The organism is Roseomonas indoligenes (assembly GCF_017813365.1).
Classification (GTDB): Bacteria; Pseudomonadota; Alphaproteobacteria; order Acetobacterales; family Acetobacteraceae; genus Roseomonas; species Roseomonas indoligenes.
This window is the reverse complement of record NZ_JAGIZA010000001.1, coordinates 402824-415179: the sequence shown is the minus strand read 5'-3', so window position 1 is coordinate 415179 and position 12356 is coordinate 402824. Positions and strand designations below refer to the sequence as shown.

Sequence of the window (12356 nt, the reverse complement as noted above, 5' to 3'; positions counted from 1 at the left end):
GCCCCACCAGAGATGGGACGCCCCCGAGATAGGCTATCCTGGCCCGACCTAGTAGAGCCCGCCCAGGCTGCTGTCCACGGCGGAGGCCGTGGGACCGCCGGAACCGCCGCCGCCATAGGCGCCGTCGCCCCCGCCACCACCGCCGGAGCCGACATTCCCGCCCATGGGCGGACGGGCTGCGTTCTCCGTGCCGGGCTTGAAGGGCTCCAGGATGGTCTGGCCGTTGCTCGTCTGCACGCGCACCAGGGCGACGCCCGGGGGGGCGCGGAAGGGCACGGGCGGGCTGTCCTGCAGGGCGGCCGAGACCACCTCGTTGAAGATCGGGGCCGCGTTGCCGCCGCCCGTCTCGCCGTCGCCGAGGCTGTGCGGGTCGTCGAAGCCCACCCACACCGCCACCACGATGTCCGGGGTAAAGCCGACGAACCAGTTGTCGAAGTAGTCGTTCGTCGTGCCGGTCTTGCCGGCCACGGGGCGGTTCAGCCCCTTGGCGGCCGCCACGCCCGTGCCGCGCGTGGTCACGCCCTGGAGGATGGAGACCATCTGGTAGGCCGCGATCGGGTCCACGACCTGCGGGCGGTTGTCCGCCAGCTGGGGCGGGCCGGCGGAGACGTCGCGGTCGCAGCCCTCGCAGCGCCGGGCGTCGTTCCGCCACACCACGTGGCCGAAGCGATCCTGCACGCTGTCGATGAGGCTCGGCTCCACCCGCTTGCCGCCATTGGCGAAGGAGGCATAGCCGGCGGCCATCCGCATGACGGTCGTCTCGCCGGCGCCGAGCGCCATGGAGAGGACGCGCGGCATGTTCGGGATCACCCCGAAGCGCCGGGCGGTCTCGGCCACCTTGTCGATGCCGATCTCCTGCGCCAGCCGGATGGTGACGAGGTTGAGCGACTTCTCAACGGCGGTCCGCATCGTCACCCAGCCATTGGAGGTGCGGTCCCCGTAATTGCCGGGGCGCCAGACGCCCTGGGCCGTCTGCAGCTCGAAGGGGGCGTCCAGCAACTGCTGGTTGGGTGGGATACCCTGCTCCAGCGCCGTCACGTAGACGAAGGGCTTGAAGGAGGAGCCGGGCTGCCGCATCGCCTGGGTGGCGCGGTTGAACCAGGACTTGTCGAAGTTGAAGCCGCCGGACATCGCTAGTACGCGCCCCGTGGCGGGATCGAGCGCGACCACCGCGCCTTCCACTTGCGGGATCTGGCGCAGCGCCAGCCGCTCCCGCGCCGGGGCGCGGGCGTCGCGGCCCTGAGAGCCGCCCACCGTTTCCACCATCACCACATCGCCGGGGGTGACGATGTCGGCCATGCGGCGGGCGCCCACCGCGCGGGTGCCCTCGCGCTGAACGCGGCTCCAGGCCACGTCCTCCATCGCCAGTCGGCCCTCGCGCGGCTGGGCGGGGGCGCGGGGGCCGCCGGGGCGCTCGGCCCAGCCCAGCCGGGCCTCCCGCGCGCCAACTTCCAGCACCACGGCCAGGCGCCATTCCGGCAGCATGCCCGAGACGTGCTGCACGCCCTCCAGCGCCGGCATCCAGTCGGCAGGGGCGGCGGAGACCTTCGTCACCGCGCCGCGCCAGGCGCCGCGGCGGCGGTCATAGGCCATCAGGTGGTCGCGCAGCGCCTTCTCCGTCGCGGCCTGGAGCTTGGGGTCCATGGAGGTGCGGACCACGAGGCCGCCCATGGTCGTCTGCTCCGGCCCGAAGCGGGCGTTCAGGTCGCGCCGCACCTCCTCCGTGAAGTACTGGCCCACCGCCACCAGATCCGGCCGGGCGCGGCCGCGGTACTGGATGGGCTCCTGCTTCGCGGCATCGGCCTCGGCCCGGGTGGCGGCGCCGTCCTCCACCATGCGGTCCAGCACCCAGTCGCGCCGGGCCTTCGCGGCCTCGGGGAAGCGGGCGGGGTTGTAGTTGTTCGGGGCCTTGGGGAGGATGGCGAGGAAGGCGGTCTCGCCGAGGCTCAGCTCGTCCAGGCCCTTGTTGAAGTAATTCTGCGCGGCGGCGGCCACGCCATAGGCCTGGGCGCCGAGAAAGATCTCGTTCAGGTAGATCTCAAGGATGCGCTCCTTGCTCATCGCCTGCTCCAGGCGGTGCGCCAGGATCGCCTCCCGGACCTTGCGCATCAGGGTGCGGTCCGCGCCCACCAGCATGTTCTTCGCGACCTGCTGGGTGATGGTGGAGGCGCCGCCGGCCCGCCGCCCCGTGCCCATCTGCTCCAGGTTCGTCATCACGGCGCGCGCGATGCCGATGGGATCGACGCCGTGATGCTCCCAGAACCGCTGGTCCTCGGCGGAGACGAAGGCCTGCTGCACGCGCTTCGGAATGGCCGCGATCGGCACGAAGACGCGCCGCTCCAGCGCCATCTCCGCCATCAGGCGGCTGTCGGCGGCGTAGATCCGCGACATCTGCGGCGGCTGGTAGTCCGCCAGCCAGGCATGATCCGGCAGGTCTGCCGTGGCCGTGCGCCACACGCCATAGGCGGCGATGGAGCCGAAGATCGCGCCGGTCATGCCCACGGCGACGACGAAGCCGATCGTCCGCCGCAGCCAGATTGCCCGGCGGGGCCGCTCACCCTTGCGCGGCGGGCGCGCGGGCGGCACCGGCGGGATGTCCATGGATTCCCCGTTGTGATCCACGGGGGCGGAGCCGTCCCGGGGGCGGCGCTCGCCCACCAGGGGGCGTTCGGCGCGGAGATCTCTGGAAGCCATTCCGTTCCTCATGGCCGCCCCAAGCCGGGGCGGCCTCAGCACTCATTTAGCAATTGGCGGGGCGTGGGGGCGAATGACAGGCCCGTGCCCCTTTTGCCAGGCTTTTCCTTAGCACCGGGCGATGGGCCGACGCCCTTGCCGGTGCGTCGCCCCACCCCCGCGTGGGGATCAGGGCGGTAAACCCGCACCCGGCGCACCGGTTTTCAGTGCCCCGCGGTTCCTCAACCCCTGTGGCCGCGGAGCCATGGTGGCCGCCCCGGCTCCCGACTAGCCCACCGAGGCCACGCCGAGGCCCGGGCGCTCCAGGTAATCCTCCACCGCCCCGGCCAGGGCGGTGGCCACCACCGCCCGGTGCTCCGGCCGATTGAGCTGGGCCTCGTCCCGGCGGTCCGACAGGAAGCCGATCTCGACCAGCATGGACGGGACGTCCGGGGACTTCAGCACGGCAAAGGCCGCCTGCCGGTGGGTGTTCGGCAGCAGCGGCACGCGCGGGCGCAGGGCGCTGACCGCCATGCTCGCCAGCCGGGTGGAGCCCTGCCGCGTCTCCTGCCGCACGAGACTGAGAAGGATGCGCTGCACGTCCGCCGGCACCGGGGGCAGGTTCAACCCACCCGCCGCGTCCGCCGCGTTCTCCCGGCGGGCAAGCGCGGCGGAGAGGGCGTCGGAGGCCGTCTCGGACAGGGTATAGACGCTAGCGCCCCGCGCCCCGGGGGCGGAATCCGCGTGGATGGAGACAAAGAGGACCGCCCGGTTGCGGCGGGCGAACTCCACCCGCCCGGCGAGCGGCACGAAGACGTCCCGGCTGCGGGTGAGGAGCACGCGGCACCGCCCGCCCGCCTCCAGCCGGCGCTTCATCTCCTGCGCGGCTGCAAGGACGATCCGCTTCTCATAGGTGCCGGTGGCGCCGATGGTGCCGGGGTCCTTGCCACCATGGCCGGGGTCCAGCACCACCACCGGGCGCGGCGCGGCCTGTCCCTGGGCGATCGGGCGGTTGGGCCCGGCCATGCGGGCGAAGGCGGCGGCGGGGCCGGGACGGATGGAGAGGACGAGCGCGCCCCCCTCCTTCGAGATGTCGGGCATCGCCACGGGGCCGGAGAGGTCGATCATCAGCCGCCGCGCGCGGGGGTCCCAGTTGGCGGCGCGCACGGGCCCGGCGCCCGGCAGGCCCCGCGGCCCCTCCCAGTCGTGGCGCGGCAGGCTGAGGATCAGCCGCGCCGGGCGGGAATCGGCGGTCAGGCGCCAGGCCTGCCCGGCGGCGCCCGGCAGGACGAGCCGCGCCGCCCCGCCTTCCCCGCCGAGGCTCGCCGATTCGGCCATGGCCGGGGCCGCCAGCGCGGCGAGCGCGGCGGCCAGCAGGCCGCGGCGCGGAAGAGTCGGTCCCATCCCCCTCAAGCCCCCATCTCGATACCCCGGCACATCCCCCGACGCGCCTTGTCCAGCCACATCGTAGCGCGGAGATTGCGGTTGAAGCGTGACGGAGGGAAACGGGGCGCTTCGGCGGCGGGTGTGTCCCGCCGCACACAGCGCCTTGCCCCCTGCTCCCCCCCTGCGTATGGTGCATTGCCCCGGCGGCACGCCGCCGGTGGAGGGTTTCGGGCACGGCCGTAGCAGGGCCGCCGGTCCTTTACGATAGGACGCCCGCCCCCGCATCGCCCCGGAAGGGGCCGTCGCCAGAGCCGGATCCCGGCATCGCGCCGGCCCGCAGGGGCGCGGGAGGACAGGCCTTCCCCGGCGCGCGCCATGCGGCGCGGCAGGGCCGAACGCCTTCGATGGAGATCCCGGGAGCGGGAGATCCCGGGGGCCATGGACCGCAACGCGCCAGTCGCCGGCCCGCCCGCGCGCCGTCATGGCCGCGCCTGAGGGGTCTGCGCACGGCACGCCGAAACCATTGGGGCATCCCCGGATGCCCGACACGGGAGAAAGGACGGATGACGGCGATGCTTCGCTCAGCCCCGCGCCCCGCCTCTCCCGCTCCGCCAACCCTCACCGCCGCCGGCTGCCCAGGGCCCCGCGCGGCGCGGAGTGACGCCTTCCATGACCAAGCGCATGCTGATCGATGCATCCCACCCCGAAGAGACGCGGGTGGTGGTGCTGGACGGCAACCGTCTTGAGGACTTCGACCTCGAGACCCAGAACCGCCGCCCGCTGAAGGGCAATATCTACCTCGCCAAGATTGTCCGCGTGGAGCCGAGCCTCCAGGCCGCCTTCGTCGAGTACGGCGGCAACCGCCACGGCTTCCTCGCCTTCGGCGAGATCCACCCGGACTACTACCAGATTCCCGTCGCCGACCGTCAGCGCCTGCTGGAGGCCCAGGCCCAGGAGGATGAGGACGAGGACCCCGAGGACGAGATCGAGACGGCCGCCGAGCGGCTGGCGCCGAACGACGACGCCGACCTGATCCGCCGCGGGAAGCGTGGCGGGAGGGCGGCCGCGCCCGAGGCCTCCTCCGAGCCCGCCAACTCCGAACCCGTCGATTCCGAGCCCCCCGCCGCGGGCGAGACCCTGGACGAGAGCGGCGCGACCGCCAGCACGCTGGAGCAGGCCCCCTCCCCCGAGCCGGAGCCCTCCGCCGAGCCGGCCACCGAAACCGCGCCTGCCGCCGATGCCACGCAGGGCGAGACCTCCGGCGAGGACGGCGCCCCGCTCTTCCCCGCCCCCCGCGCGCAGCCCATGACGATGCATGTGGACCGGGTGAGCGAGGGTGATCCCGTCGCCCAGGCCTCCTCCGACCACAATGGCGACGTCGAGACGGTGACCGAGGACACCACCCCGCCGGAGACGGTGGGCGGTGATTCCCGCGATTCCGACGAAGGCTCCGAGTCGGACGGCGATGACGAGCGCCGCGAGCGGCGCATCCCCTCCCGCTTCCTGCGCCACTACAAGATCCAGGAGGTGATCCGCCGCCGGCAGATCATCCTCGTCCAGGTCGTGAAGGAGGAGCGCGGCAATAAGGGCGCGGCGCTCACCACCTATATCTCCCTGCCCGGCCGCTTCTCGGTCCTGATGCCGAACTCGCCCAAGGGCGGCGGCGTCTCCCGCAAGATCTCCTCCGCCTCCGACCGCAAGCGCCTGCGCGAGGTGATCGACGAGGTGGGCCTGCCCAAGGGCATGGGCATCATCGTCCGCACCGCCGGCGCCCAGCGGCCGAAGCCGGAGATCCGGCGCGACTGCGAGTACCTGCTGAGCCTCTGGGACAGCATCCGCGAGCGCACGCTGAAGTCCATGGCGCCCGCCCTGGTCTATGAGGAGGCGGACCTCCTCAAGCGCTCGCTGCGCGACAACTTCTCGAAGGACATCGAGGAGATCCAGATCGAGGGCGAGGATGCCTTCCGCCAGGCGCGGGACTTCACCCGCGCCCTGATGCCGCAGAACGAGCGCAAGATTAAGCTGCACCGCGACCCCGGCATGCCGCTGTTCGCCCGCATGGGCGTGGAGCAGCAGCTGGACGCGATGATGTCGCCGACGGTGCAGCTCCGCTCCGGCGGCTACATCGTGATCAACCAGACCGAGGCGCTGGTCTCCATCGACGTGAACTCCGGCCGCGCTACGCGCGACCGCCACATCGAGGACACGGCGCTGCGCACGAACCTGGAGGCCGCGGACGAGATCGCGCGTCAGCTTCGCCTGCGCGACCTGGCAGGCCTCATCGTCATCGACTTCATCGATATGGAGAGCAGCCGCAACGACGCGATGGTCGAGCGGCGCATCAAGGAAGCGCTGCAGCAGGACCGCGCGCGCATCCAGGTCGGCCGCATCTCGCACTTCGGCCTCCTGGAAATGTCCCGCCAGCGGCTGCGGCCGAGCCTGACGGAGCACTCCTTCGTCACCTGCCCGCATTGCCAGGGCCTTGGCATCGTCCGCTCCGAGGAGAGCTCCGCCCTGCACGTGCTGCGCGCGATCGAGGAGGAGGGCGCCAAGCGCCGGGCCGCCGAGATCGTGGTGCACTGCTCCCCGGCGGTGGCCATGCACATCCTCAACCGCAAGCGGGAGCGCCTGGGCGCCACCGAGGCGCGCTACGACATGTGCGTGCTCTTCGAGCCCGACGCGACGCTGACGGCCGCCGGCCACCGGATCGACCGCACGCGCCCGCAGACCCAGCAGGCGCCGGCCACCGCCGCCGTGCCCGCGCTGCGGATGGACTACGCGCCGGAGCCGGTCTTCCTGCCCAGCGTCGAGGACGAGGAGGACGAGGTCGGCGCCGCCGAGGTGGCCGTCAACGGGATCGCCACCGGCAACTCGGGCGAATCCACGGAGGAAACGGCCGAGACCTCGGGCGAGGGCAACGGGGAGCGTGGGCGCCGCCGCCGCCGTCGCCGCCGGGGTGGTCGCCGCGAGGACGGCGCGCCCGGCGAGGCCGCCGGGACCGAGGAAGGTGAATCCGAATCCGCCCCCGTCACCGAGGAGGGCGCGGAGGACGCCGTCGGCGAGGCTGCTGCCGAAGGGACCGATGCCGGAACCGCCCCGCGCGCCGCGGAGGATCGGCCGGAAGGCGATGCCCGCCGCGGTCGCCGCGGCCGCCGTGGCGGCAACCGCTTCCGCCGCGAGGACGAGGCGCCGCGCTATGCCGGCCCCACCCCCGCCGACCCCTTTGCCGGGCTCGACGAGGCGCTGCTGGATGCGATGGACGCGGTGGAGACCTCCGCCGCCGAAGCGCCGCCGCGCAGCGTGCGCGAGATCCCGATCGGCGAGGCGCCCCTGCCCGCGGAGGCCCCGGCGGATGTCGGGGCTGAGGAATCGGCCCTCGGCGCGCCCTCCCCTGTCGATCTGCCGGTCGAGGCGCCGAGCCTCCCCGAGCCCGAGGTGATGGCCGAGGCCGCGCCGCAGGCCGTCATTGCCGCGCCGCCGGTGCCGGAGCCTGCACCGGTGCAGGACGCGGTGCCGCCCCCCGCGCCGGCCGAGGCCGCTTCGGGCGAGGCCACCGCGGCCGAGGCCACTCCGGCGGAGCCCGTCGCGGGGACCGTCGTGCAGCCCGTGCTGCTCGGTACCGAGGACACCCCGGCGGCCCCGGCGAAGAAGGGGTGGTGGCGCCGCTGACCCCGGCGCCACTCCCCGGTGGGAGGGGCTGACTTGCCCGACGCGATCTTCGCGCCGCTCAAGGCCGGGTCGCTCACGCTGCGCGCCCTGCGCGCGGCGGACGCGCCCCAGCTCCACCGGCTCGTGAATGACTGGGAGGTGGCGCGCATGTTGGCGCGCGTCCCCTTCCCCTACTCGCTCGAGCTGGCAGAGGACTGGATCGCCTCCACCCGCGCCCAGATCGAGGCGGGCACGGCCTGGCACCTGGCTGTTGAGCGGGACGGCGCCTTGCTCGGCTGCGTCGGCCTGACCACCGCGCGCGACGCCCCGCGCCACGCGGAGCTGGGATACTGGGTGGGCCGCCGCCACTGGGGCCAGGGCATCGGGCCGGAGGCCGCGGGGCGCCTGGCCCGCTGGGCGCTCGCCAACCTCGACATCGACGTGATCCACGCCTCGGTCTTGGAGGAGAACAAGCGCTCCGCCGCCGTGCTGGCGCGGATCGGCTTCCTTGAGGACGGAATGGCGGAGCAGGACTTCACCGCCCGCAACGCCCGCCTGCCCGTGCGCCGCTTCCGCGCCGGGCGTGCCGAGCTTTCCGCCGCCCGGGAGCCGGTGCCTGTGCCCGAGGCGCCCGCCGACGCTGCCCCTCCGCCCCTCGCGCCAGGGGCCAATCTGCTGCTTGTGGCGGCTTGCGCGCTGATCGATTCCGATGGGCGCGTGCTGCTGGCCCGCCGTCCGGAGGGCAAGCCGATGGCCGGGCTCTGGGAATTCCCGGGCGGGAAGCTGGCCCCCGGCGAGACGCCGGAGGACGCGCTCATCCGCGAGCTGCACGAGGAACTGGGGATCGACGTCTCCGCGGCCTGCCTCGCGCCCTTCGCCTTCGCCTCCCACCCGCTTGAGGGGAAGCACCTGCTGATGCCGCTCTATCTCTGCCGCCGCTGGAACGGCACGCCGGAGGGGCGGGAAGGCCAGGCCCTGGCCTGGGTGCGGCCGAACAAGCTGGCCGACTACGCCATGCCGCCGGCGGACAAGCCGCTCGTCGCGCTGCTGCGGGACTTCCTCTAGGGCCGGGCTTGCGCGACCCTGGCGGGAACGCCAGAGGCCACAGCATGACCCAGCCCACCGCCGCCCTCATCATCATTGGCAACGAGGTGCTCTCCGGGCGCACCCAGGACGCGAACCTGAAGTTCATCGCGACAAGGCTGGGGGAGCTGGGCATCCCTTTGCGCGAGGTGCGGGTGATCCCGGACGTGCCGGAGACGATCATCGCCACGGTGAACGAGATCCGCGCCGCCTTCACCTATGTCTTCACCACCGGCGGCATCGGCCCGACGCATGACGACATCACCAGCGAGTGCGTGGCCCGCGCCTTCGGCGTGCCCTGGGAGGTGCACGAGCCCTCCCGCGCGATCATGGAGGCCGACTACGCCCGCCGTGACCCGCCCGTGAGCATGAACGCGGCCCGGCTGCGTATGGCGACCCTGCCACGCGGCGCGGAGCCCATCCTGTGCTCCGAGACCTCGGCGCCCGGCTTCCGGATGGAGAACGTCCATGTCATGGCCGGCGTGCCGCGCATCATGCGCAGCATGTTCGAGGTGATCGCCCCCACCCTCCAGGGCGGCACGCCCGTGAAGTCCCGCGCCCTGCATGCCAACGGCCTGCTGGAGGGGCAGATCGCGGAGGCGCTGACGGCTGTCCAGAACCGCTTCCCCGCCCTCGATATCGGCTCCTACCCCTATTACCGCGCGGGCGGGAATGGCGTGGCGCTGGTGGCCAAGGGCACGGACGAGTCGGCGCTTGAGGCCGCGGCGGCCGAGATCGCCGCGCTGATCCGGGCGGATGGCAAGGAGCCGGTGGAGGGCGAGCCGCCCGCGGCCTGAATTCCGCGGCCCGACCGCGGCGGATCAGGGGCCCCCGCCCGTCCAGCAGGGCGGGGCCTGAGCCGTGCGGTCCGCCGGGCGCCGGGGCGGCTCCCGCATCCAGGGCGAGACGAGGGGCTCGGGCCAGGGCGCGAGGTAGTGCGCCCACTCCGTCGAGTCGGCGTAGACGGACTGCCGCGCGGCCTCCAGGAAGTCGCAGTGTCCGCTGGCCTTCCAGGCGGGCTTGAGAAGCAGGCTGGCCTCCGTCGCCGCGCCGGCCAGGGCCAGGACGCAGCAGGCCAGCAGCGCGCGACGCGCGATCCGGCCGGCTCTCCCGGCCGCCGGCGCCAGCAGGGCGGCGGCCACCACCACGGCCAGCACGGCCAGCGGCGCCATGCCCCCGCGCGCGGTCATCTCGTTGCCCGGCCCGAAGACGTAGAGGGGAAGCAGGCAGAGCAGGGCGACGGAGACGGCGAAGGTCCAGCCGCGGACCAGCAGCGCCGCCAGGGCCGCCCAGCACAAAACCTCCACAACCAGGAAGACCAGCCAGACGAGAAAGCTCTTCAGCGGCGGATGCATCAGGAATAGCACCCCGTGCGGCACCGCCGCCGAGCCGGCGACGAGGTAAGCGCAGACCGGCAGGGCGAAGACCACGGCCAGGATATTAGCGGGTGTCACCGCGCGGCGGATCGCGGCCGCCCCGCCTTCCCGCAGCAGCACCGCGCCGGCCAGCAAGGCGGCGCCGGCGCTGGCCAGGGGGCTCCAGAAAGCGCCGGCGGCGAAGGGCATGGCGAGGCCCCGCACGAATTCGGGATGCCGACCGTGGCGCAGCACCAGAAGTGCCAGCAGCCAGGCCGGCATGGCGTGGTTCGGTGCCCAGAGGATCGCCGTGACATGGCCGGAATACTGGAAGAGGCGCGGCCACCACTCCCCGCCCCGCCCCCAGCTCGCGAGCGGGCCCGTGCCGAAGTTCCAGTCCAGCCAGATGTTGGGCAGGATGTCGAGGCCGTGGAACAGGATGAAGACGCCCGCCATGACGGCGAAGCCGGATCCCGGCCGGTCGCGCGCCACCGCGCGCGCCAGAAGCGCGAGCACCATCAGCACCAGCGCGAAGCCCAGCCCCGTCCAGGCCCAGAGCGCGGCCTGCGCGGCCGGGAAACCCAGGACGCGGCCCAGCAGCCCCGGCACCATGTAGAAGCCCAGCGGGGCGCGGAGCAGCCAGTCCACCCCCCGATCCGCATCGAGATAGGCAACCGGCCAGGCCTCGGCGGTCAGGTCGCGCAGCACCGCGTCCCGGATCTGCCAGTCGGCGGAACTGTAGACGAGATGGTGGGAACCCGTGGCGCCCGCCCAGACCAGGCCCAGCACCAGGCAGGCCAGCGTCATTCCCGGCGAGAGGGGCCAGGCCCGCCGCCAGCCCGGCGCGAGCAGGACGGCGCCCAGGCCCGACAGCCCGGCCACCGCCGCGGCCCAGGGCTGTGCCCAGCCGCCGAGGAAAACCAGCCCGGGAAGGGTGAGATAGGCGAGCACCAGCACCGCCAGCCGGTCCGGCGCCGCATCCCCCAGGAGGCGGTCAAGGTCGAGCGGCGGGTGCCGGCGCTCTGGGGCAGCGGGGGTCGGAGAGGCGATCATCGGGGGATCGTTCGGGGCACCGTCATGCGGCCCCCTATCACGGCTCGCCCTTCGGCACAGCCAACGCGTGTTACCCTAGGTTTACCCCGGAGTGACCTGGACGCCTCTCCCCGGGGGCGCCCGCCGCGCCAGCCGCACCGCCACGTGGCCGCGCATCACACGGGGGCTGGGCATCACCAGCATGCAGTCGTCATGCGGGGTGCGGATCTCCGCCTCCCCGTCGCGCGCGATCAGCGTGCCCGCGCGCGGGATCACGGCTCCGCCGCGGAAGGGCCGGGTAAAGCAGAACCCGCGGGAGGCGGCGACGACGCAGCCGGACACTGTCCAAACCTCTGGCCAAACCTCTGTCCAAACCTCACCACGCGCCTCCGACCCAACTGGGGCGGCCGGAGGCAGCATCCCCAGGGCGCGCAGCAGGCCGGAGGCGCAGGCCTCGGCCACCATCTCGGTTTCCGGTTCCCAGTGCTGCCCCGCCTCGACCAGGAGGGCCAGGCGGCCCGTGCCCGGCACGGCGAAGGGGGCGTGGTCGATGAGGCGCGGCCCCTCCGGCCGCATCCCGTCCACCACGATCGGCGGGGGCGCACCGGCCGCGCGGGCCAGGGCGAGCGCGGCCGGGTCACGCCCCACGATCATCACCGGGTCTGACGGCCAGAGCATGGAGTGCAGGTCCAGCAGCACCTCCGCCGCCTCCACCACCGGCCGCAGCGCCCGGGCACGGCGCATCTCCAGGCTGTCCCGCCCGCCATCCAGCAGCGCGGGGCTCCAGACCCGGTTCAGGTCCTCGTCCACATAGCGGGACAGGGTCGGGTCCGCCGGGTCGAAGCGCGAGAAGGCATCGAGATTGGCGAAGACGAGGGTGAGCGCCCCGCGCGCCGGGCGCAGCCCCGCGCGCAGCCAGCGCGCCAGCACCGATGCCCCCTGGAACTCGTTGCCGTGCATGAGGGAGACGATCACGACCCGTGGCCCCGGCCGGCCGGAGTCCAGGTGCCACACGCCGGGGATGCCGGCGTTGCCCGCCGCCACGTCCCGCAGGTCCGGCACGGGCACGCGGACGGGGAAGACCTCATCCATGCGGGGGCACCACCCTTCCGGCGCCGGCCGTGGCGGTTCGCTGCGCGCCCATCGGCAGAAGGCCCTTCGCCATTCCCGGTCTCCCGC

At 73.4% G+C, this 12356-nt stretch carries 7 protein-coding genes; 3 read left to right on the top strand and 4 right to left on the bottom strand.

All coding sequences use genetic code 11. The annotated features are described in order from the left end of the window. Positions 1 to 48: 48 nt before the first annotated feature. Both J5Y10_RS01845 and J5Y10_RS01840 read right to left on the bottom strand, forming a co-directional pair. Positions 49 to 2694, bottom strand: coding sequence for a penicillin-binding protein 1A (locus tag J5Y10_RS01845; protein ID WP_245214189.1), 2646 nt, complete (start codon positions 2692 to 2694; stop codon positions 49 to 51). 267 nt (positions 2695 to 2961) lie between these two features. After that, on the bottom strand, positions 2962 to 4077 hold the full coding sequence (locus J5Y10_RS01840) for an N-acetylmuramoyl-L-alanine amidase family protein (RefSeq protein ID WP_209369997.1): 1116 nt from the start codon (positions 4075 to 4077) through the stop codon (positions 2962 to 2964). Between the two features lie 651 nt (positions 4078 to 4728). Here J5Y10_RS01840 and J5Y10_RS01835 point away from each other — a divergent pair. Genes J5Y10_RS01835 through J5Y10_RS01825 form a run of 3 tightly spaced genes read left to right on the top strand, consistent with a single transcriptional unit; the run spans position 4729 to position 9587 of the window. Then, entirely contained in the window at positions 4729 to 7728 is a 3000-nt protein-coding gene (locus J5Y10_RS01835; RefSeq protein WP_209369995.1) for an Rne/Rng family ribonuclease, read from the top strand. 33 nt (positions 7729 to 7761) lie between these two features. After that, positions 7762 to 8772: a bifunctional GNAT family N-acetyltransferase/(deoxy)nucleoside triphosphate pyrophosphohydrolase gene (locus tag J5Y10_RS28280; protein WP_280854466.1), complete on the top strand. Its 1011-nt coding sequence runs from the start codon at positions 7762 to 7764 to the stop codon at positions 8770 to 8772. 44 nt (positions 8773 to 8816) lie between these two features. Continuing rightward, positions 8817 to 9587: a competence/damage-inducible protein A gene (locus J5Y10_RS01825; RefSeq protein ID WP_209369992.1), complete on the top strand. Its 771-nt coding sequence runs from the start codon at positions 8817 to 8819 to the stop codon at positions 9585 to 9587. 24 nt (positions 9588 to 9611) lie between these two features. Here J5Y10_RS01825 and J5Y10_RS01820 read toward each other — a convergent pair whose 3' ends face one another. Together J5Y10_RS01820 and J5Y10_RS01815 are read right to left on the bottom strand one after the other, a co-directional pair. Further along, positions 9612 to 11198, bottom strand: coding sequence for a hypothetical protein (locus J5Y10_RS01820; protein ID WP_209369990.1), 1587 nt, complete (start codon positions 11196 to 11198; stop codon positions 9612 to 9614). An 81-nt stretch (positions 11199 to 11279) separates the two neighbouring features. Beyond that, positions 11280 to 12269, bottom strand: coding sequence for a M14 family metallopeptidase (locus tag J5Y10_RS01815; protein ID WP_209369988.1), 990 nt, complete (start codon positions 12267 to 12269; stop codon positions 11280 to 11282). Between the last annotated feature and the right edge of the window lie 87 nt (positions 12270 to 12356).

Bases quoted from the DNA above. Each gene is read 5' to 3' on its own strand.
- J5Y10_RS01845 (WP_245214189.1), bottom strand. From the start codon at position 2,694: ATGGCTTCCAGAGATCTCCGCGCCGAACGCCCCCTGGTGGGCGAGCGC.
- J5Y10_RS01840 (WP_209369997.1), bottom strand. From the start codon at position 4,077: ATGGGACCGACTCTTCCGCGCCGCGGCCTGCTGGCCGCCGCGCTCGCC.
- J5Y10_RS01835 (WP_209369995.1), top strand. From the start codon at position 4,729: ATGACCAAGCGCATGCTGATCGATGCATCCCACCCCGAAGAGACGCGG.
- J5Y10_RS01825 (WP_209369992.1), top strand. From the start codon at position 8,817: ATGACCCAGCCCACCGCCGCCCTCATCATCATTGGCAACGAGGTGCTC.
- J5Y10_RS01820 (WP_209369990.1), bottom strand. From the start codon at position 11,198: ATGATCGCCTCTCCGACCCCCGCTGCCCCAGAGCGCCGGCACCCGCCG.
- J5Y10_RS01815 (WP_209369988.1), bottom strand. From the start codon at position 12,269: ATGGATGAGGTCTTCCCCGTCCGCGTGCCCGTGCCGGACCTGCGGGAC.